21 protein-coding genes are annotated in these 21882 nt (G+C 51.4%); 15 read left to right on the top strand and 6 right to left on the bottom strand.

Translation table 11 applies throughout. The features are described from left to right. The first annotated feature begins 46 nt into the window (after positions 1–46). The 11 genes from fliI (at position 47) to flhB (ending at position 9601) form a co-directional block, all read left to right on the top strand. Positions 47–1381 (top strand): flagellar protein export ATPase FliI, encoded by a 1335-nt coding sequence (fliI, locus tag ABD028_RS08660; RefSeq protein ID WP_425542090.1) that lies wholly within the window; start codon positions 47–49, stop codon positions 1379–1381. Beyond that, the gene (gene fliJ, locus ABD028_RS08655) at positions 1381–1827 is read left to right on the top strand and encodes a flagellar export protein FliJ (RefSeq protein WP_343844200.1); all 447 of its coding nucleotides are present in this window, start codon (positions 1381–1383) and stop codon (positions 1825–1827) included. The genes fliI and fliJ overlap by 1 nt, the downstream gene beginning before the upstream one ends. Before the next feature lie 139 nt (positions 1828–1966). Next, positions 1967–3907, top strand: a complete 1941-nt coding sequence (locus tag ABD028_RS08650; protein WP_343844198.1) for a flagellar hook-length control protein FliK — start codon at positions 1967–1969, stop codon at positions 3905–3907. A gap of 67 nt (positions 3908–3974) precedes the next feature. Continuing rightward, positions 3975–4505: a flagellar basal body-associated protein FliL gene (gene fliL / locus ABD028_RS08645; RefSeq protein ID WP_102798313.1), complete on the top strand. Its 531-nt coding sequence runs from the start codon at positions 3975–3977 to the stop codon at positions 4503–4505. Positions 4506–4514: 9 nt separating this feature from the next. Continuing rightward, a complete protein-coding gene (gene fliM / locus ABD028_RS08640) occupies positions 4515–5573 on the top strand; it encodes a flagellar motor switch protein FliM (RefSeq protein ID WP_102798312.1) in 1059 nt (352 codons plus the stop codon). Positions 5574–5640: 67 nt separating this feature from the next. Continuing rightward, positions 5641–6042, top strand: a complete 402-nt coding sequence (fliN, locus tag ABD028_RS08635) for a flagellar motor switch protein FliN (protein ID WP_102798311.1) — start codon at positions 5641–5643, stop codon at positions 6040–6042. A gap of 28 nt (positions 6043–6070) precedes the next feature. Then, the gene (fliO, locus tag ABD028_RS08630) at positions 6071–6448 is read left to right on the top strand and encodes a flagellar biosynthetic protein FliO (protein ID WP_343844193.1); all 378 of its coding nucleotides are present in this window, start codon (positions 6071–6073) and stop codon (positions 6446–6448) included. A 28-nt stretch (positions 6449–6476) separates the two neighbouring features. Beyond that, positions 6477–7190, top strand: a complete 714-nt coding sequence (gene fliP, locus ABD028_RS08625) for a flagellar type III secretion system pore protein FliP (protein ID WP_425542088.1) — start codon at positions 6477–6479, stop codon at positions 7188–7190. 10 nt (positions 7191–7200) lie between these two features. Then, a complete protein-coding gene (gene fliQ / locus ABD028_RS08620; RefSeq protein ID WP_102798308.1) occupies positions 7201–7470 on the top strand; it encodes a flagellar biosynthesis protein FliQ in 270 nt (89 codons plus the stop codon). Between the two features lie 157 nt (positions 7471–7627). Beyond that, entirely contained in the window at positions 7628–8407 is a 780-nt protein-coding gene (gene fliR / locus ABD028_RS08615; protein ID WP_343844187.1) for a flagellar biosynthetic protein FliR, read from the top strand. A 69-nt stretch (positions 8408–8476) separates the two neighbouring features. Further along, positions 8477–9601, top strand: coding sequence for a flagellar biosynthesis protein FlhB (gene flhB / locus ABD028_RS08610; RefSeq protein WP_102798306.1), 1125 nt, complete (start codon positions 8477–8479; stop codon positions 9599–9601). Positions 9602–9877: 276 nt separating this feature from the next. Here flhB and ABD028_RS08605 read toward each other — a convergent pair whose 3' ends face one another. The 4 genes from ABD028_RS08605 to mutS all read right to left on the bottom strand — a co-directional run bounded on the left by ABD028_RS08605 (position 9878) and on the right by mutS (position 16374). Beyond that, positions 9878–10495 (bottom strand): hypothetical protein, encoded by a 618-nt coding sequence (locus tag ABD028_RS08605; RefSeq protein ID WP_343844185.1) that lies wholly within the window; start codon positions 10493–10495, stop codon positions 9878–9880. Positions 10496–10534: 39 nt separating this feature from the next. Continuing rightward, a complete protein-coding gene (gene eno / locus ABD028_RS08600) occupies positions 10535–11830 on the bottom strand; it encodes a phosphopyruvate hydratase (protein ID WP_343844182.1) in 1296 nt (431 codons plus the stop codon). A 78-nt stretch (positions 11831–11908) separates the two neighbouring features. Further along, positions 11909–13540: a CTP synthase gene (pyrG, locus tag ABD028_RS08595; RefSeq protein WP_102798303.1), complete on the bottom strand. Its 1632-nt coding sequence runs from the start codon at positions 13538–13540 to the stop codon at positions 11909–11911. 233 nt (positions 13541–13773) lie between these two features. Continuing rightward, positions 13774–16374 (bottom strand): DNA mismatch repair protein MutS, encoded by a 2601-nt coding sequence (gene mutS / locus ABD028_RS08590; protein ID WP_343844180.1) that lies wholly within the window; start codon positions 16372–16374, stop codon positions 13774–13776. Positions 16375–16412: 38 nt separating this feature from the next. Here mutS and pncC point away from each other — a divergent pair, with 38 nt between their 5' ends. The 3 genes from pncC to recA all read left to right on the top strand — a co-directional run bounded on the left by pncC (position 16413) and on the right by recA (position 18767). After that, positions 16413–16898: a nicotinamide-nucleotide amidase gene (gene pncC, locus ABD028_RS08585; RefSeq protein WP_343844178.1), complete on the top strand. Its 486-nt coding sequence runs from the start codon at positions 16413–16415 to the stop codon at positions 16896–16898. Positions 16899–17117: 219 nt separating this feature from the next. Next, positions 17118–17567 (top strand): hypothetical protein, encoded by a 450-nt coding sequence (locus ABD028_RS08580; protein ID WP_343844177.1) that lies wholly within the window; start codon positions 17118–17120, stop codon positions 17565–17567. 168 nt (positions 17568–17735) lie between these two features. Further along, on the top strand, positions 17736–18767 hold the full coding sequence (recA, locus tag ABD028_RS08575) for a recombinase RecA (protein ID WP_102798299.1): 1032 nt from the start codon (positions 17736–17738) through the stop codon (positions 18765–18767). Positions 18768–18844: 77 nt separating this feature from the next. Here recA and ABD028_RS08570 read toward each other — a convergent pair whose 3' ends face one another. Next, positions 18845–19390, bottom strand: a complete 546-nt coding sequence (locus ABD028_RS08570; RefSeq protein ID WP_343844318.1) for a DUF1287 domain-containing protein — start codon at positions 19388–19390, stop codon at positions 18845–18847. Positions 19391–19443: 53 nt separating this feature from the next. Continuing rightward, positions 19444–20676, bottom strand: coding sequence for an MDR family MFS transporter (locus tag ABD028_RS08565; protein WP_343844176.1), 1233 nt, complete (start codon positions 20674–20676; stop codon positions 19444–19446). A gap of 267 nt (positions 20677–20943) precedes the next feature. Here ABD028_RS08565 and metA point away from each other — a divergent pair, with 267 nt between their 5' ends. Then, positions 20944–21861 carry a homoserine O-acetyltransferase MetA gene (gene metA, locus ABD028_RS08560; RefSeq protein ID WP_102798296.1) on the top strand — a complete coding sequence of 306 codons (918 nt, stop codon included), beginning with the start codon at positions 20944–20946 and terminating at the stop codon, positions 21859–21861. The last annotated feature ends 21 nt before the right edge of the window (positions 21862–21882 follow it).

The following is a 21882-nucleotide window of genomic DNA, read 5'->3' as shown; positions in this document are numbered from 1 at the left end:
TCGGACTTAAGTCCGACAAAAACACCTAAACAGACTAAACAGGTACATCTTGCAAAGCCTTAAAGACAAAATCGCCGCCTACCGGCAACAGGTTCCGCAGGCACAAACCGTGGCAGCAGGCAAACTGGTGCGGGGCATCGGCCTGACCCTGGAAGCGGTAGGCTGCCAAATGCCAGTGGGCAGTCAGTGTCTGGTACAAACCATCGACGGCGAAATAGAAGCCGAAGTGGTGGGGTTTGCCGAGAATATCACCTACCTGATGCCTACCGAAGCGGTACGGGGCATTGTGCCCGGCTCCAGGGTTCAGCCATTGTCCCGTGAGCAGGGCATTGGCGTTGGCATGGAGCTTTTGGGCCGCGTGGTTGACGGTAATGGTCAGCCCCTTGACGGGCTGGGTGCCATCAAAGTTGAAAAGCGCATTCCGCTTAGCCGCGCGCCGATTAACCCCTTATCTCGCCGCCCTATCAATCAGCCACTGGATGTGGGCGTACGCTGTATTAACTCGTTAATCACCGTGGGCGTCGGGCAGCGTATGGGGCTGTTTGCCGGTTCCGGGGTGGGTAAAAGTGTACTCATGGGCATGATGACCCGCGGCACCAGTGCTGATGTTGTGGTGGTCGGCTTGGTGGGGGAGCGGGGCCGCGAAGTGAAGGAATTTATTCAGGATATCCTCGGTGAAGAAGAGCGGCAAAAGTCTGTAGTGGTGGCCGCACCCGCGGATACCTCGCCTTTAATGCGTTTAAAAGGTTGCGAAACGGCGGTAGCCATTGCTGAGTATTTTCGAGATCAGGGCATGAATGTACTGCTGCTGGTGGACTCACTGACCCGCTACGCCATGGCGCAGCGTGAAATTGCCCTGGCAGTGGGGGAGCCTCCTGCCACCAAAGGGTATCCACCATCAGTGTTTGCCCGCCTACCGGCATTGGTGGAACGCGCCGGCAATGGCAGCGACAAGCAAGGAGCGATTACCGCCTTCTTTACCGTGCTGACCGAGGGGGATGATCTGCAGGATCCTATCGCCGATTCGGCCAGGGCGATACTGGACGGACACGTGGTGCTGGCCAGACGTCTGGCTGACAGTGGCCACTATCCAGCCATTGATGTTGAAGCTTCAATCAGCAGGGTAATGCCAATGGTAGTCAGTGACGAGCACCTGAAAGCCGCCCGGCGGATTAAGCAGGTTTACTCTAACTACCAACAGAATCGTGATCTAATCAGCATCGGCGCATATAGCCGGGGCTCAGATCCACGAGTCGACTTGGCGATTAAGGCCGAGCCGGTGATCAACAAATTTCTGCAGCAGGAAATGAAGCAAGTGCTTCCTTACGATGAAAGTCTTGAAGACATGGCATCTCTGGCCAAAGGACTGGGAGAAGGCTGATGTCTACACGCCAGTTGCAGCAGGTGGCCAGGTGGGAGCAGGAAAAAGAAGATAAGCTGGCCAAAGATTATCGTCTCGCCGAGCAAAATGTGCAGGCCAATGTGCAAAAGCTGACCGGTTTGCAAAACTACCGCCTGGATTACCTGCGCCAGTTACAACAGCGCGCTAACCAGGGGCTGGGGGCCACGTCTTTTGCTCAGCATCAGGCTTTTATCGACAAGTTAGACAAGGCCTGTGCCCAGCAAAACCAAATGATTGCCAATGCCAGGGCGGTAGCGCAGCAGCGCCGCGGACTATGGCTGAAACAGCAACAAAAGCGTAAAGCGGTGGAAATGTTGATCGACAAAAAACGTCAGCAGGCCCAGCAATTGGAAGACCGGCGCGAGCAGGCCTTGCTGGATGAAGTTGCGTTGCAACGTTTTGTGCGCAGAAAGGCGCAGGAGTAAGTCAGCCAAGGCTTGAATGCGTAATCCTACCAACTTGGAGCGCTACTTGCATAACACTGGCTACGAACTAACGCATTATCTACCAAAGGCCCCAAAGTAAAAGGCTGATGGCTTTAAACCTAAGTTCTGGAAACGCCCTATGATGCAACAAGTTGCCGCCGCTAATCCCAAACTTGCCGCCCCTGGCGCAGTGGCTGATGACAATGAGCAAATGCTTGAAAGTGGTCAGGCAGACATTTTTCGTCAGCAGTTAAGCTTAGAGCAAGGCAAGGGCCGACACAGTGTTGAGCCAGTGCGAAAGGGCGGCCCGGAAAAACCCGGCTTCGAAGTCACCGAGCGTGATAACAAGGAAAGTCGTCAGACCGAAACTCTGTCAAAAAGCGAGACAACTGAGTCCGACAAGGCCAGTATCCCCGCCGCTGAAGAGGCTGATAAACAGTCTGAAAAAGGCGATGCGATAGTTATTGATGCACAAAGAAGTGCGGATAAAGGGCAGACTGACTTGTCATCATCCACCAACGAGCAGCCAGAGGAAGGGGCGATATCAACGCCGCAAGGCGAACCGCAGGCGGATGATTGGCTGAAGTTGGTTTATCAACTGGTGTTGGGACAGCAGTCAAACACAACCGTAGAGCAGGAGCCAAGCGAATCACAAGATGATGTGTTGCAGGTTGGTGCGACTGAAAACAATGTCGATGGCACCGACACTGAAGCCGACTGGACTGAACAAAATTTAGCTCTACTGGAACAGCTTGGGTTAAACCCGGATATTCTTCAGCAACTCCTGACGCCAGAGCAACTAACCGAGTTTAAACAGTTTTTGACGCAGATGTCGCCACAGTCAGACGATATGATGTTTGCCAATGTGTTAGTAACCCTGACAAATATGTTGGAAGATGGTGAAACACCAGAGATTCCGCTAGCGCTGTTTGACGCAAAGGGCAGGCAGCAGTTAACCAACCTGGCTGGTGAAAATCTGGTGAAGGCGCTGGCGCCTGAGCAGATTGCCAAGTTGCCACTGATAACCCCACAAGAACAGGTCGATTTACCGAAAGACAACTTGCAGGACGGAACCCTTAATCTGAAGGAGCTTAAAGCTGCGCTTCTTAGCCCTGAGGGGGAAAAGGTCAGCAGAGAGCAGATTTCAGCCGCTGATGATGCAATGAAACAACCCAAAAAATCGTTGCTCAGTGCTGAACCTGCCGCAGATAAAGCTAAAGTCTCCTCAACTGCAAAACCGGTTACTTTGCAGGAGTTGGTTCAGTTATCCGAAAAAGAGCTGGATAAGCGACTCACCGAGCTAGCCGAGCGACTGCAGGTTAAGCAGCAAGGGCCACAAGCCGTGCAAGATTTTGTTGCCAGTTTGAAAGCCGGTATTGCCGAATTTAAAGCGCAGTTACAGCAAGGGCGTGAACCTGGCCTGGACTTGCAAAGCCTGGTGCAAGCCAGCTTAAAAGAACAAGGCATCCAGATCCCACAACCTGGGCTACAGCCCGAATTGCAGCGTTTTGCAAGTTTAATGGAAAGCCAGGTCAGTCAACGGCAGGACGCGTTTGACCCCAGTCTCAGAGCTGTAGCTGAGCGACAAGTGGCGGCTGAAACCGCCCATGCACAGGTAGAAAGCAGCAAAACAGCCAATGCATCGTCCAGTAGTTTCCTGGATAAGGCCATTAATATCGCCAAGCCCGAAGCGGCAGTGCAACTGGCAGAGCGGGTGCGGATGTTGGTGAATCAAAGCAATATGAGTGCGGATATCCGTCTCGATCCGCCGGATCTAGGCTCCATGCAGGTGCGCATTCAAATGCATGGCGACCAGGCCAGCGTGAACTTTGTGGTGCAATCGCAGCAGGCCAGAGACATGCTTGATCAGGCGGTACCCAGATTGCGTGAAATGTTGGCGGAAAAAGGTATTGAACTTGGGCAATCATTTGTTCAGCAGGAAGGTAAGGGCGAACAGTTTGCCCAGCAGCAAGGCCAGTCTGATGGCGAAGAGCCACAGCAGTCCTTGAATGAACAGCAAACAATACATGATATGCCGATATCTAATGGCCGACTGGGTGGAATCGACTATTTCGTTTAACACAATTGCTATTCCCTGTGTGACAGATAAGATCAGTAGCCATACAGGTAACTAAATTGGATTGATAATGGCGGAAAAAGAACTGGAGCTGGAAGACGGCGGTAACAAAAAAGGCAAGATGATGATTATCATCATCGCCGCTGCCGTATTAGTCATTGGTGGCGCCGCGGCGTTTTTCCTGCTGGGTGGTTCAGATGAACCAGCAATGGATGAGCAGGCCATGAGCCCTACGCCAGGGGCCAGTGACGGCGCGCCTGCTGCCAATAGTGCTTCGTTAGGGTCAGCTTTGTATGTTGCTATGCCAAGGCCCTTTGTATTTAACGTGCCTGGTACCGGCCGTGACCGCCTGGTGGAAATCAAGGTGCAGCTGTTGGTACGCGGTGCCGATAATGAAGAACAGGCCAAGATGCATATTCCTATGATAGAAGGCACACTGCTGAGAGTGTTTTCCAGTGCCAATGCTGATGATTTGGTCACCGAAGCGGGTAAAATTGCCCTGCGTGAACAGTCCATCAAAGAAGTGCGCAAGGTGATGCAGGAGATAGCCGGCAAGGACGTGGTGTCGCAGGTGTTATTTACCGGTTTTGTAATGCAATAGGATTAACAGGTGAGCGATTTATTATCCCAGGACGAGATCGACGCGCTGTTACACGGCGTTGATGAAGTCGAAGAAGAAGAGATAGACAGCGGAGAGGGCGGTGGCTCGGCGCTGGAGTATGACTTTTCTTCTCAGGACCGTATTGTCCGCGGCCGTATGCCGACCCTGGAAATCGTTAACGAACGTTTTGCCCGGCATATGCGGGTCAGTTTATTTAATATGATGCGCCGCAGTGCCGAAGTATCGATTAACGGCATTCAGATGATTAAGTTCGGTGAGTACGTACATACTCTGTTTGTACCTACCAGTCTGAATATGGTGCGCTTCAGACCGCTAAAAGGTACGGGTCTTATCACCATGGAAGCCCGCCTGGTATTTATTCTGGTGGATAACTTCTTTGGTGGTGATGGCCGTTATCATGCCAAGATTGAAGGGCGGGAGTTTACTCCTACCGAACGACGCATTATTCAGATGTTGCTCAAGTTGATCTTTGAGGATTACAAGGAAGCCTGGGCACCAGTTATGGACGTTTCTTTTGAATACCTGGACTCGGAAGTCAACCCGGCCATGGCGAACATCGTCAGCCCTACCGAAGTGGTGGTGATCAGCTCTTTCCATATTGAGCTGGATGGCGGCGGTGGTGACTTCCATGTGGCGCTGCCTTATTCCATGCTGGAACCCATTCGTGAGTTGCTGGATGCCGGGGTGCAAAGCGACAAGGAAGATACCGATCTGCGCTGGAGTAAGGCACTCAGGGATGAAATCATGGATGTGCAGGTGGAAGTGTCTGCCACCCTGATGGAAATAGAGTTGTCTTTACAGGAAGTGATGGACCTGCAGGAAGGCGATATTATTCCCATCGAGTTGCCGGAGCATGTGGTGATGTTTGTTGAGGACTTACCCACCTTCCGCACTAAAATGGGCCGTTCCAGAGACAATCTGGCGCTGAAGATTACCGAGAAAATACCAAGACCGACCTCTGTGAAGTCAGAACTGCAACTGTTAACCAAAGGCGGACGGCGACTGGACAGCGATGCAGAGCTGGCCAGCCTGGAAGACGATTTATAACGCCGGTTTCCGGCATGATTTTTTGCATCAGGGCTGCCCTGGTGCCAATTGAAAGTGAGGTAGCGCGATGAGCACCGAAAATGATGACGCAATGGACGACTGGGCGGCGGCCATGGCTGAACAGGCCGAAGCTGAGGCTGGTGATGACAATGTACAGGTAGCCGAGCTGGACGAATTGCAGGACGATGCGCCGATTACCGGCGAAGAAAAGCGCAAACTGGATACCATATTGGATATTCCGGTCACCATCTCTATGGAAGTGGGGCGCAGTCACATCAGTATCCGAAATTTGTTGCAGTTGAACCAAGGCTCTGTGGTGGAATTGGACCGGGTAGCCGGCGAACCTCTGGATGTGCTGGTAAATGGCACGTTGATTGCTCATGGAGAAGTAGTAGTGGTCAACGACAAATTCGGAATTCGCTTAACCGATGTTATCAGCCAAATCGAACGTATTAAAAAACTCAGATAAATCAAAGGCCAAGCTGTATCTTTGCGGCTTGGCCTGGCTCTCTTCCCCCGCTTTTGCCGACAACAAACCCCTAAGTAGCTCCGTCGATTATTTGTCGATTCTGCTGTCACTGGCCTTAGTTATTGGCCTGGTGTTTATGCTGGGCTATCTGTTGCGCCGGTTTAATGTCACTCAAACCGGCAGTGCACAAATGAAAGTGGTGGGCTCCATGGCCTTAGGTACCCGCGAGCGTATATTGGTGATTCAGGTTGGCGAGGAGCAGCATATGCTGGGCGTCACGCCGCAAAATATTAATCATCTGGCCCGTTTGCAGACAAATCTGGACACGCCAGCACCATCGGGGGAGAGTTTTAAGCTGAAACTGGGTCAACTGATGCAGGGCCAGAAGGGGAAAGATCATGACTAGGCTATTGATTACGGTATTGGCGCTGGTGATGATACTGATGCCAGACGGGGCCTGGGCCAATCCAGGTGTCAAAGCCTTGACCGTCACCACTAACCCGGATGGCAGCCAGGATTACAGCATGACACTGCAAGTGCTGGCGATTATGACGGCGCTAAGCCTGATCCCAGCCTTTGTGATGATGATGACCTCGTTCACCCGTATTATTGTGGTACTGTCGATTCTGCGGCAGGCTATCGGCCTACAGCAATCGCCTTCAAACCAGATCCTGATTGGCGTCAGTCTGTTCCTCAGCTTGTTTATTATGGCGCCGGTGTTCGACAAGGTGAATGAAACCGCCCTGCAGCCCTATTTAAATGAAGAAATTACCTCCATTGAGGCCTATGAAAGAGCCAAAATACCGATGCGGGCTTTTATGCTGTCGCAAACCCGGGTCAAAGATTTAGAAACCTTTGTGGAAATCGGCGGATACCAGGGCCAGTTCCAGAGTCCTGAAGAAGTGCCGATGAATGTGCTGATCCCCGCGTTTGTGACCAGCGAATTGAAAACCGCCTTTCAAATTGGCTTTATGCTGTTTATTCCGTTTTTAATTCTGGATTTGGTAGTGGCATCGGTACTGATGGCCATGGGGATGATGATGCTGTCGCCCATGATCGTCGCGCTACCCTTTAAATTGATGCTGTTTGTGCTGGTGGATGGCTGGAATCTGATCTTCGGCACCCTGGCTAACAGTTTTGGTATGTAGGGGGAATCTGATGAGCCCGGAAGTCTTTGTTGACGTATTACGCGAAGCCCTGTTTATGGTGATTCTGCTGGTGTCCGCTATTATCCTGCCCAGCCTGTTTGTGGGGCTGATAGTGTCGGTATTTCAGGCTGCCACCTCCATTAACGAACAAACCATCAACTTTTTGCCACGTTTAATCGTTACCTTACTGGCGCTGTCCTGGGGCGGCCACTGGCTTACCGGGCAACTGATGGATTTCTTTTTTGAGATGGTCAATCGTATCCCGGAAGTGGTGGGGTAAAAGTGGTCAGTATGCTGTGTGCAGTTGGCAGAGTTGCTGTGGGTAATAGCTCAGTAGGTCGAACTTCAGTTCGACACAACAAGCACACATTGCCGCACAAGTTAAGCCATATAAGCCTTAACATCGGGCGCAAGCCCGACCCACATACGGGCGAATAATGGAAATTCTCTCCACCACTATTACCCAATACCTGGCGGATTTGCTGCTGCCCTTTATGCGTATCAGCGGTATGTTTGCAGCCATGGTGGGGATTAGCGCCAAAACGCTGCCTCCGCCGGTCAGGGCTTTGCTGACCTTATTTTTGACCGTACTGATTATGCCGGTGGTGCCACCCGTGCCCATTGCTGAGATGGTGTCGGTGGGTACCTGGTTGATGGTGATTCAGCAGCTCCTGATAGGTATCGCTATTGGCTTTATTTCTACTTTGGTGCTCAACACTTTTGTACTGGCGGGGCAAATCGTCGCCATGCAAACCGGTCTGGGCTTTGCGTCAATTGTGGATCCGGTCAATGGCATTAACGTGCCGGCGGTGGGGCAGTTTTATCTGATTCTGGCTACCTTGTTGTTTTGGGCGCTGGACGGGCACCTGGCGATGATCAAAATGATTGTGCTGAGTTTTGAGGCATTTCCTGTTGGTCCCAGCACATTAAGTTCCGAGCAATTCAGGGAAATCGCCCATTTTGCCGGTTGGATGTTTGTCGCTGCCGTGACCATTTCCCTGGCGCCTATTGTGTCATTGCTGATTATTAACCTGGCCTTTGGGGTGATGACCAAAGCGGCACCGCAGCTCAACGTATTTACTATTGGTTTTTCCATTGCGCAGATCGTTGGTCTGATCATTATCTGGCTGACCATGGATAACTTCACCTACCATTTTGAACAGGAATGGGAGCGTGCCCAGTTATTTATGTGCCAGCTTCTGCGGGTCTGCCAATGACACCCTTTTATTTGCTAAATCATCGCGATCATCAGGTGCAGTGCCTGAACCCTTATCAGGAGTGCCCTAATGGCTGATGCACATGAGAAAACAGAAGACCCCACGTCGAAAAAACTCGAACAGGCGCGTAACAAAGGCCAGATTGCCCGTTCCCGCGAGCTGTCTACCACCCTGGTTTTAATTGGTAGTGCGGCGGCACTGATTTTTCTTGGCCAAAGTATCGGCGGGGCATTGTTTCGGGTGATGCAGCGTATGTTTACCTTATCCCGTGATGAAACCTATGATGCCAACCATATGTTCCAGGCCTGGGGCAGCAGTGTCCTGGAAATAGCCGGCCCGGTGCTGTTTTATATGGTGATTGTGACGATCGCCGGAATTTACGGCAGTATTGCCCTGGGCGGCTACAACTTTACCTGGGAATCAGCCAGTCCCAAGGCCAATAAGATTAATCCGATTAACGGCTTAAAGCGGATGTTCGGCCCTAATGGTCTGGTGGAACTACTTAAAGCCCTGGCCAAATTTATTATTGTGGCGGTCAGCACTTACCTGGCCCTGCGACTGTTCAGCCATGAAGCGCTGCATCTGGATATGGAACTCTACCCACGCAATATTATGCATGCGCTGGAGTTACTTGGCTGGGCGTTTTTAATCATCTGCTGTGCCATGATCCCTATTGCGGTATTTGATGTGCCTTATCAGAAGTTCAAACATGATAAGGAAATGAAAATGACCAAGCAGGAAGTCAAGGACGAGCGTAAAAATGCCGAGGGTAACCCCGAGGTGAAAAGCCGTATCCGTCGCCTGCAATTCCAGGCTGCGGCCCGGCGTATGATGCAAAAAGTACCGGAAGCCGATGTCATCGTGACTAACCCCACGCACTTTTCGGTGGCGCTTAAGTATGATCAAAATGGCACCCGTGCGCCGGTGTTGGTAGCTAAGGGCATTGATGAACTGGCCATGCATATTCGTAAAATCGCCAATGCCCATCAGGTACCTATTGTTGAATCGCCAATGCTGGCAAGGGCTATCTACTACTCCACCGAGGAAGATCGGGAAATTCCTGAAAAGCTGTTTATGGCGGTCGCCCAGGTACTGGCTTATGTGTACCAGTTGAAAAACTGGAAGAAAGGCCGGGCCAAACGACCTAAGCCACTGGCTAAAGAGCTACCTATTCCACCTGAGCTGCGACGTTAGACTGGGTTTGCAGTTGAACTCTCGGTCTGGTGCTATTCATTTGATTCTGTTTTAACCTTTGACGAGTTAAGCCCGCTGAACTCAAGCCCAACATTAGGGGGGATCTGGGTTTTTGCTGTCGGAATAAATTCCGACCCACTGTGGGTTGGGCTTAAGCCCAACAACGATGGAATAGCAAACTTGGGCGGTTAATTGGGGACTGCTCAGTTTTGAGCTGATAGCTAGAGGGTGTTCAAAGCTCTGTTGCAGCTTAAATTGTCATCATTTAAAAACGGGTTAAAGCGGTTGTTTAAGGCTTTTCCAATTAATCTGGTTGGCCAGGCGCAGTTCGCGCAAGCTTAAGGTGCGGGGCAGGGACTTGCGGGCGTGTTTCCAGCTATGGCCACAACAGGCGGCGCTTAGGGTTGTTTTGCCTGGCACCAGCAGGGCTTTGTCAACGTTATGTGGCTGCGGCAAACCGTCTAGATGAAACCAGCCATGTTTGTTCAGATGCAGTCTGTCGTTCTGCAGTTCCAGACGGTCGATGCTGTCCAACTCCAGATGTTCAATACCCAGGTGCTGTTGCCAGACCGGCACGGGCAGGCCAAAACAGGCATGTTGTTTAAACCAGTGCAGTGTGTCGATTTTATCTTTGCCTTGGGGGCAATGCGCGCTTTGCCTGGCCTGCCAACTGGCGTTATGAATATCCAGTTGTAAGGGGCCGGCATGTTGCAACATACCTGCGGCAACCCGCTTGATATGATGACTTAAGCCTTTAAGACGACGTTGTAGTAGTGACAGACTGGCGTTTTGCGACAGGGTAAGGAGCTCGCGTTCATACAGAGCATTGCACAGCTCCGCATACTGCAACTGCGCTTTGTCATCGCGAAAAATATCGGTTTGATTGGACTGCATAAGGATGCAAAAAGGGGGCCGCTGCCCCCCTTTCTAATCTCAGGCCTGGCCTTTGATTTCCTTGCGGCCATGATAGGCCACATTGCCAGCTAATTGCTCTTCGATACGCAGCAATTGGTTGTACTTGGCAACGCGGTCAGAACGGCACAATGAACCTGTTTTAATTTGACCTGCGGCGGTACCTACAGCCAGATCGGCAATAGTGGCATCTTCTGTTTCGCCACTACGGTGCGAAATCACCGCGGTATAACCGGCTTCCTTGGCCATACGAATGGCTTCCAGGGTTTCGGTCAGTGAACCAATCTGGTTAAATTTAATCAGAATGCTGTTAGCGATGCCGTTGTCGATACCGCGCTTTAAGATCTTGGTGTTGGTCACAAACAAGTCGTCACCCACCAACTGCACTTTGTTGCCAATCTTCTTGGTCAGGCTGGCCCAGCCGTCCCAGTCGCTTTCGTCCAGACCGTCTTCGATAGACACGATAGGGTACTTGGTGGTCAGTTCAGCCAGGTAATCGCCGAAAGACTCTGAGTCAAATACTTTGCCTTCACCTTTCAGGTCGTATTTGCCATCGTGGTAGAACTCGGAGGCCGCGCAGTCCAGCGCCAGGGTCACGTCTTTATTCAGCTCGTAACCGGCGGCAGCAATCGCTTCAGCAATTACGGCCAGGGCTTCTTCATTAGATTTCAGGTTAGGAGCAAAGCCACCTTCATCACCCACGGCGGTATTCAGGCCTTTAGCTGACAACACTTTTTTCAGGCTGTGGAAGATCTCGGCACCCATACGCAGGGCTTCACGGAAGCTGGCCGCGCCCACGGGCTGTACCATAAACTCCTGAATGTCCACGTTATTATCGGCGTGCTCACCACCATTGATGATATTCATCATTGGCACCGGCATGCTGTACTGACCCGGCGTACCGTTCAGTTCGGCAATATGCTGATAAAGCGGAATGTTTTTATCCATGGCGGCGGCCTTGGCGTTGGCCAGTGACACGGCCAGAATGGCATTAGCACCCAGTTTCTCTTTGTTTTCGGTGCCATCCAGCTCAATCATCACGGCATCAATAGCTTGTTGATCGTGGCTGTTTTTACCCAGCAGGGCTGCCTGGATATCATTATTCACTGCAGCGACGGCTTTTAATACGCCTTTGCCCAGGTAACGGCTTTTGTCACCGTCACGCAACTCCAGTGCTTCACGGGAGCCGGTGCTGGCACCACTGGGGGCACAAGCACGGCCCCAGGCGCCGCTGGCCAGATAAACTTCTGCTTCAACCGTGGGGTTACCGCGTGAGTCCATCACTTCGCGGCCAATAATCTTACTGATTTGTGACATTGTTGCCTCTGAATATAAAAGATAAATCGCCCGGCTGGGCGATATTATTATTCGCTCAGGCGTAGCAGGCTACGCCCATCAATTATTGCTTTTATGATGTTGCCCGGCGGCGGCCACAAACCCTTCAAATAAAGGATGACCATCGCGCGGGGTAGAGTTGAACTCAGGGTGGAACTGGCCGGCGACAAACCATGGATGATCATCTATTTCGATGATTTCGACTAAACGCTTGTCGGTGGACAATCCCGTCACTTTCAGACCCGCTGCCTCGATTTGTGGACGCAGGTTATTGTTTACTTCGTATCTGTGGCGATGACGCTCATAAATCGTTTCGCTGCCGTACATGGCATGCACTTTACTGCCTTTGATCAAATGGCACAACTGGCTACCCAGTCGCATGGTACCACCCAGATCGGAATTTTCGGTGCGGGTTTCGGTGCTGCCGTCGGCATCCAGCCACTCGGTAATCAGGCCTACCACCGGGTTTGGCGTACTGGTATCAAACTCGGTGCTGTTGGCATTTTCAAGACCAGCCACATTACGGGCGTATTCAATCACCGCCACTTGCATACCCAGGCAGATACCCAGATACGGTACTTTATTCTCACGGGCGTAGCGGGCCGCGGCAATCTTGCCTTCAATACCCCGTTCACCGAAACCGCCGGGCACCAGAATAGCATCCAGGCCAGCCAGTAAGTCTGTGCCTTTGCTCTCAATGTCCTGCGAATCAATATACTGGATATTGACCGTCAGGCGGTTTTTTAACCCGGCGTGCTTTAATGCTTCATTCACTGACTTATAGGCATCCGGCAGCGCCACATATTTGCCCACCATGCCAATGGTCACTTCGCCATTGGGATTGGACTCGGCGTATAGCACCTGCTCCCATTCTGCCAGGTCGGCTTCCGGGCAGCTCAGGCCAAAACGTTTAACCACTAATTCATCCAGGCCCTGAGATTTCAGCATGGCTGGGATGCGGTAGATACTGTCTACATCTTTTAAGCTGACAACCGCTTTGTCTGCCACATTGGTAAACAGGGCGATTTTTGAACGTTCATTGGCCGGTAACTGGGCTTCGGAGCGACAGACCAGAATATCCGGTTGAATACCAATGCTGCGCAGCTCTTTCACTGAGTGTTGAGTCGGCTTGGTTTTCACTTCACCAGAGGCGGCCATATAAGGCACCAGGGTCAAATGCATGTACATGGCGCGCTCGCGGCCAATTTCAGTGCCTAGTTGACGAATAGCTTCCAGGAAGGGCTGGGATTCAATATCACCCACTGTGCCACCAATTTCGACAATGGCGACATCCACACCTTCGGCACCTTCAATCACCCGGCGCTTGATTTCATTAGTAATATGCGGAATAACTTGAATGGTGGCACCCAGATAGTCGCCACGACGTTCGCGTTTGATCACTTCTTCATACACCCGACCGGTGGTGAAGTTGTTGCGGCTGGTCATGCGGGTGCGGATAAAGCGTTCGTAATGGCCCAAATCCAGATCGGTTTCGGCGCCATCATCGGTAACAAACACCTCACCGTGTTGAATTGGGCTCATGGTGCCTGGATCCACGTTGATATAAGGATCCAGTTTCAGCATGGTTACTTTCAGGCCCCGGGCCTCCAGAATAGCAGCCAGGGAAGCGGCAGCAATACCTTTACCCAGTGATGAAACCACACCACCCGTCACGAAAATATAGTTTGTCATGCGAAACCTAAGACTTGGGAGTTAATCGAAAATCCATGCCACAACGCAAACGAATCCACCAGAAGTGGATAGCATGGAGGCGCGTGGAATTCTTATCAGGACGGGAAAACAGTATACGCAAATAGCGGATATCTCTCAATCTAAAACACCAGAATCAGGTCGAAATCTTGCATGGTCAGCGCAGTGAGAGACATGCAGGGCGAAGCCAGGCTGCGCCCTGCAAGTGGCAGAGGTTAATCCTGGGCCAGGCGTTTCAATTCATACAGCATATCCAATGCCTGCCTGGGGCTAAGTTCATCTGGATTCAGGCGCTTAAGATGCTTGCGTAGCGGGTCTTGTTGCTGAATAAAGTCCAATTGGGCTGGCGGGGCAGGGGCGATGTTACCCGACGGCTGGGACTCATTCCGCTCCAGTTCCTGCAATTTAGCCTTGGCTGCCAGAATCACGGGCTTAGGTACGCCAGCCAGCATGGCCACTTGCAAACCGTAGCTCCGGTCCGCTGCGCCTTCCTGCACGGCGTGCATAAAGCTAATGCCATCATCATGTTCCACCGCATCCAGATGTACATTGGCCAGCTGTTGCATGCTGTCAGCCAGTTGCGTCATTTCAAAATAATGGGTGGCGAACAAGGTAAAGGCATGAATCTTTTCGGCCAGATAACAGGCCGTGGCCCAGGCCAGTGATAGGCCGTCATAGGTACTGGTGCCGCGGCCGATTTCATCCATCAGTACCAGGCTGTTGGCACTGGCATTATTCAGAATATTGGCGGTTTCGGTCATTTCCACCATAAAGGTGGAGCGACCGGAAGCCAAATCATCTGATGCGCCAATGCGGGTAAAGATTCGGTCCACCGGGCCAAGCCGGGCATTTTCGGCTGGCACAAAGCTGCCCATGTGCGCCATCAGCACAATCAGAGCGGTCTGGCGCATATAGGTAGACTTACCGCCCATATTCGGCCCGGTAATAATCAGCATGCGGCGCTGATTGCCAAGGGCCAGTGGATTGGCAATAAAAGGGTCGTTAAGCACCTGTTCCACCACCGGATGGCGGCCGCGATCATATTGGATACCTGGCTCTTCGCTGAACTGTGGACGCTGGTAATCAAAACGCAGGGCGCAGTCGGCCAGATTGCTCAATACATCCAGTTCGGCCAGCGCAGCACCGCTAAGCTGTAATTCAAACAGTTGTGGCAGCAATTCATCAAACAGCGCATCGTAAAGTTGCTTTTCCAGGGCCAGGGCGCGGCCCTGACTGGTCAGAACCTTGTCTTCATACTCCTTCAACTCAGGAATAATGTAGCGTTCATTGTTTTTCAGGGTCTGACGACGTACATATTCTGGTGGCACCAGATCGGCGTAGCCGCGACTGACTTCGATATAGTAGCCATGCACCTTATTAAAGCCGACCTTCAGAGTGGGAATATCAGTACGCTGTTTTTCCCTTTCTTCCAAACGCTCCAGATAATCTGTGGCACCTTTGGACAGTGCTCGGAGTTCGTCTAATTCGGCGTTAAAACCGGGGGCTATCACGCCGCCATCACGGATCAGGACCGGCGGGTTGTCGATAATTGCCCGTTCCAGTAAGTCGAGCAGGGCCGGAAATTCGTTGATTTCCCTGCCTAGGTTGTCCATAGGCGGACAGTCCAGGCTGGCCAAAAAAGTACGAATAGCAGGGAGCTGAGCAAAAGCCTGGCGCAGACGGGCAAAGTCTCTGGGCCGGGCGCTACGCAAAGCCAGACGCCCTAATACCCGTTCCATGTCGCCGACCTGCTTCAGATAGTCTTTCAGTTCGCTGATATCGGCGTCTATCAGGGCCCGAATGCAGTCTTGCCTTTGCTTCAGGGTTTGAATATTGGTGAGTGGACGGTGGATCCAGCGCTGCAATAAGCGGCTGCCCATGGCGGTGCTGGTTTTGTCCAGTACCGATGCCAGGGTATTTTCGATGCCCCCGGCAAGATTCTGAGTCAATTCCAGATTTCGCCTGGTGGCGGCGTCCATTTGCACGGTATCCGCCTGAGTTTCCAGACGAATGGCGCGAATATGCGGCAGGGCGGCACGCTGTGTATCTTTGACATATTGCATTACGCAGCCAGCGGCGCACAGACCCAACTCGGCTTTTTCTACACCAAAGCCGCTTAATTCGCGGGTGCCGAACTGTTGGTTCAACTGGGTAATGGCGGTTTGCAGATCGAACTCCCATTGAGGGCGGCGACGCAGGCCACGACGTTGTTCAATCAGGTTAAATGCTGCCATGCCTTCGGGATACAGCAGCTCAGCGGGTTGGGTGCGCTGTAATTCTGCTTGCAGGGCTTCTTCGTTTTTCAGTTCACAGAGGCTGAAACGGCCACTGGATAACTCCAGCGTGGCGTAGCCGAAACCGGCCTTGTCTTGCCAAACAGCAGCCAGCAAGTTGTCTCGCCGGTCTTCTAAAAGTGCCTCATCGGTGATAGTGCCTGGGGTGACTATACGGGTTACTTTGCGTTCCACCGGCCCTTTGCTGGTGGCCGGGTCACCAACCTGCTCACAAATCGCCACGGATTGTCCCAGTTTGACCAATTTGGCCAGATAGCCTTCCACGGCATGGTAAGGCACACCGGCCATGGGAATCGGATCGCCGCCGGATTTACCCCTGGCCGTCAGCGAGATGTCCAGCAACTGGGCGGCCCGTTTGGCGTCGTCGTAGAACAGTTCATAGAAGTCACCCATACGATAGAACAAAAGAATCTGCGGGTGTTCAGATTTGATGCGCAGATATTGCTGCATCATCGGCGTATGCTGGGCGAGCTGCTGTTGGTTAAAAAGACCGGCTTGCATGGCAAAATTATCAGAGGGCATAATGACGCTATTCTTTGTTATTGTCGGGATTAGAAAAGATGACGACAGAAACGAGCCTGCGCCTGGCCGGTGAGTTGGGCGACACCCTTAAACAAAAGGGTTGGACAATGACCTGCGCTGAATCCTGCACCGGAGGGGGCATAGGATACGCCATTACCAGCGTCTCTGGAAGTTCCTCCTGGTTTGAACGCGGCTTTATCACCTACTCTAATCAGGCCAAGCAGGATTTACTTGGTGTGCAAACTGACACCCTGGTGGTGCACGGCGCAGTATCAGCCCAGACCGTCGAAGAAATGGCTCAGGGGGCATTAAATGCCGCCAAGGCTGACATGGCCATTGCCGTAAGCGGTATTGCGGGCCCGGATGGTGGCAGCCCGGAGAAGCCGGTTGGCACTGTGTGGTTTGGCTTGGCCTTGAAGGGCGAAACAAAAAGTGTTCTGCAGCGCTTTGAGGGCGATAGACAGCAAATTCGCCAGCAAGCGGTGGAATTTGCCCTGAGGTTTGGGGCTGAAGCTATTCGTTAACGGTTGCACTTGGGCCGGCAGCAAGCAACAAGTATCCATACTGACATATGGGCGCTAAGTTCGCTCAGAATGGCCTGTTATTGAACAGCAACCAGTTGATTAATGGTTATTTTATGGATGATTTTGCGTAACTGGTATTCCTGGATTAGGTTTAATTAACATCGGTTCCACTTGACCGACTGTTAATGATAATAATTATTCAATCTGGGAAACCCAATAATGAAAAAATCACTCCTTGTTTTGTCCGTTGTGGCGCTGTGCACCAGTCCATTCACTTTGGCTGCTGATTTGGTTAGTGGCGACAATTCCAATTTAACTGCGATTTGCATTGCTGCTGCTGAATCTGATGCTGCAATGGAAGCCAAAGCTGAAGAATTTGGATTTAACCAAACAGAATTGCAAACCTTCAGCTGTAACGGCATGACCTTAAAAGAATTTGCCAAGAAATACCGCGACAACACCTCGGGCAAATCTGTTGTGGTGTACACCTTCGAGAAGACTCAGGATAGCCGCGAATCCGAGCTGTGCTTTGCTGCAGTGACCTCTAGGGAGGTCTATGAGAAGGTTAAGCAAAGTATGTTTAATGGTAGGGTTGACGACGTGCAATGCAATGGTTTACCCATAGAGAAGTTTGCCAGACGTTATGGCAATAGAGGATTCTCTAAGTAACAGCATCGCCGCCAGGCACCGCCCTTGTTGGTATAGCCGCAGGGGCGGCACCCTATTAAACGCCAATCTACACAAATTTTCCATCAAGCTCTTGTAACTGTATGGCTATACAGTATACTTGCATTCAATAAATGACGACTGTCAACCTGCTCAGAGAAGGAGCGACCAATGGAAGATAATAAAGCCAGGGCCTTGTCAGCCGCCCTGGGACAAATTGAAAAACAATTCGGTAAAGGTGCCATCATGCGTCTGGGCGATAACCAGGCGATGGATATTGAAGCTATTTCCACTGGCTCTTTGAGTGTGGATGTGGCGCTGGGGATTGGCGGCCTGCCTTGTGGCCGGGTAGTGGAAATCTACGGTCCTGAATCTTCTGGTAAAACTACCTTAACACTGCAAGTGATTGCCCAGGCCCAGAAAATGGGTAAAACCTGCGCATTCGTGGATGCCGAGCATGCACTTGACCCTGTTTATGCTGGTAAGCTTGGCGTGAATGTGGAAGAGCTGCTGGTATCTCAGCCGGATACCGGTGAACAGGCGCTGGAAATTTGCGATATGTTGGTGCGTTCAGGCGCCGTGGATGTGGTGGTAGTAGACTCAGTGGCAGCCCTGACGCCTAAAGCTGAGATTGAAGGTGAAATGGGTGACTCTCATGTAGGGTTACAGGCTCGTCTGATGTCGCAGGCACTGCGTAAGCTGACCGGTAATATTAAGCGCTCCAATACCCTATGTATTTTTATCAACCAGATCCGTATGAAAATTGGTGTGATGTTCGGCAACCCCGAGACCACCACTGGTGGTAATGCTCTGAAATTTTATGCCTCGGTTCGCTTGGATATCCGCCGTATTGGTGCGGTGAAAGAGGGGGATGAAGTGGTTGGCAGCGAAACCCGCGTGAAGGTGGTAAAAAACAAAGTGGCTCCCCCCTTCAAGCAGGCCGAATTTAATATTATGTACGGCGAAGGGATCAGCAAAGAAGCCGAGCTGGTGGACATGGGCGTGCTGCACAAGTTCGTGGAAAAAGCCGGGGCCTGGTATAGCTATAATGGCGAACGTATCGGCCAGGGTAAGGCCAACGCAGTAAAATTTATGAAGGAAAAACCGGAGATTGCTCAGGCGATTGAAAAGCAACTGCGTGACAAACTGTTATTGGCTAAAACAGTTAAAGCCGAGGAAGGCGTTTCTGAAGATGTACTGTAAGCATTAGCTTGTTTGTGAGAAAGGCCCGTTTTCGGGCCTTTTTGTTTTCAGATATTAATAATACGGCTTCACTTTTATCAGTTTTGTTGGTTGGAAGACTGATGAAAATAGCGGTAATGTCCGGTGATAGGAAAGCTGAACAGCCGGTTGTCCTCTACTGGCCCTGCGCCGATATTGTGCAGTACTAATGGTGTTCCATCTGCGGCTTTACTGGTACTGACTATACCTATATGAGGCAGATTGCCTGGCAACATCCAGGTCACCAAATCGCCGGGCTGATAGTCTGATTTATCCTGTGAATTTGGCAATGTCAGGCCCTGTCGACTGAAAAATACCTGCAGGTTGGGGACTCGTCTGTGGTCAATATTGCTGTCAGGTTTTTGCAAGCCCCAGATGCGTTTGGATGGATATAAGGAAAAATTAGCCAGCATATCCTCGTGCACTAATTGTTGCAGGTCCACACCAAGTGCGCGATAGCTGCGGATAATCAGGTCGGTACAAACACCGATATTGTCAGGCACATCGCCGCCTGGATAGGCCAGCTTGCGGTAACTACCATTATAATGAACTTCAATCTGGGTGCGGGCCTGGGCCGCAGCTACTAAGGATGTTGGCTTGGCCATCAGAAAAGGTGACCACAGTACCCACACAAGGGGTAAATGCTGCAGAAGTTTAATCATCCCTGATTCTCCAATGGCCCGTCAGACAACTGCAATGCTTGTCGTTCAGCCCGTCTAACCTGTTGATAAAGAACGAACACCGCCAAACAGCAAAAGCTCGTGCAAAGAAACAGTGCGGGGCCGCCATAGGCCTTGAGCAGCAGACCACCGATATAAGGTGCAATAGCAAATCCCAGCGAATAGATAGCCGCAGCCCCGTAGTAAACCCCGCGCATATTGGGCGGCGCAATGCGATCGATTTGAATATTCATGGTAGGAAAAAGCACACATTCGCCCAGGCTCAGTAGAAAGGTGGCAACTATCCAACCCCAATACCATTCTACCGGATTAAGGGCATAACCTAACTGGGAGAGTGTCAGCAGTACCATGCCTACTTGCACCCTGTGAGTCAAACTGCGCTTTTGCATCAGTCTTACCATCACAAATTGGAAACAGACGATCGTCATACCGTTGGTGAAAATCAGGGTGCCAACTAACTGCACCACGTTGTCCAATCCTTCACGACTCAGATACTGAACCAGGGATGAGTCCATATGCGCAAAGACAAATGCCACTAAAGTATTGGCGGCAACCAGCAGCAAAAACAGCTTATCCTGCTTAAGTACGGTTAATATCTGTCTGAGGGGCACAATGCTGGCTGTCGCAGTTTTGGGGGACGAAGGACGACGAAACCCCCACCAGACAACCCATAGCAAAATAAGATACACGGCTGCAACGGCAAAAAACGTATGCTGCTGGCCGGAAAAACCCAGCCATACGCCCGCCAGGGGAAACAGTGCCGCACCCACATTGATGGAAAAGTAGCGTAACTGAAAAGCCATCTCACGCATTTCACTGCTTGGCAGCATATCGCTGATGATGGCTTTGGCTGGTGGTTCCCAAATCTCCCGGCTAATGGCGCAAAAGGTCATGCAGATAGCATAAAGCAGTACCTGATCGGCAACGGCAAGCAGACTGAAAGCCAGTACTGCCAGCACCCCGGCAGTGATCAGCATGGTTTTACGCCCCAGCCTGTCGGTGAGTGCCCCGGCGTAAAACCCCACCAATACGGCCGATACGGCAGACAAGGTCATGGTCAGGCCCACTTGCCATTCGTTCAGGTTGAACTTCTGGTAAAGCATAATGGCCATGAAGGGCCAGACCATAAAGAAGGTACCACGTGAAAAGAATACCCCCAGGATCATAATCCACACCAGGGAAGGAAATTGTCTAGCCAGTTGCCAGTTCACGCTATCTGGTCCTTCAGGGTCTTTTAACAGGTGTATAAGCTATAGGTTTTACTCTTGATTTAAAAGTCACCTTTTACAAACCGATCCTCTGCACGCGCGGTAATGGCGGCGCTGACGTACTGCAAAGACAGACTGTGAACTTTGATTTCCATCTTATTATACTTGTTTTGGACGTCTAGACGTAAAGAGGTTGACATTTCCAGACGTCTTGGCAAGATCGCCATAGCGCCGGGGCGGCCTATTCGTTCACTTGTTCGGAGCACTACCATGCCAATTCGCATACCCAATGACTTACCTGCACAAGATGTTTTAGGCGAAGAGAACATTTTTGTGATGGGGATGGACCGTGCGGCCCATCAGGATATTCGTCCTTTGGAAGTCGGTATTCTGAATTTGATGCCGAATAAGATTGAGACCGAAGTGCAACTGTTGCGACTGCTGTCCAATACGCCATTGCAAATCAATGTGGATTTAATTCGGATTGACAACGAAGCACCGAAGAATACCCCGAAAGCCCATATGGATGCGTTTTATCACCAGTTTGAAGATGTGGCGCAGAAGAAGTATGACGGGCTGATTGTCACCGGCGCACCGCTTGCCTTGCTGGATTATGAAGATGTTAAGTACTGGGATAAGATGCAATCGGTACTGGATTGGGCACGACGCCATGTGCAGTCCACCCTGTTTTTGTGCTGGGCCGCCCATGCAGCCATGTACCATTACTATGGTATTGACCGGCGTCTGCGCGAAAATAAGCTCTCTGGCGTGTTTGTGCATCAGGTTAATCAGGAGCACGATGAACTGCTGCGCGGTTTCGACCCGGTATTCAACGCCTGCCATTCCCGTTTTGGGGAAATTCCGACAGACACCTATTTGTCATTAGCGGATATCAAGGTACTGGCCACCTCAGACAAGGCCGGGGTTTACCTGGCAGCCAGTAAGGACAAGCGTTTGGTATTTGTTACCGGTCACCCAGAATATGACCCTGATACCCTGGCAGGTGAATATCAGCGCGATCTGGATAGTGGCCTGTCGCCTGCTGTGCCGGATAATTATTTCCCTGGCGATGACCCTGGCAAGCCGCCATTGGTCACCTGGCGCTCCCATGGTAATTTGTTGTTCACCAACTGGCTGAATTACTATGTGTATCAGGAAACCCCGTATAACCTGTCGGATATTGCCTGAAAGGCATAAAGAGGATTGTTT

Source organism: Bowmanella denitrificans (genome assembly GCF_039522935.1).
GTDB classification, from domain to species: Bacteria; Pseudomonadota; Gammaproteobacteria; order Enterobacterales; family Alteromonadaceae; genus Bowmanella; species Bowmanella denitrificans.
This window is presented reverse-complemented; position numbering and strand designations above follow the sequence as displayed.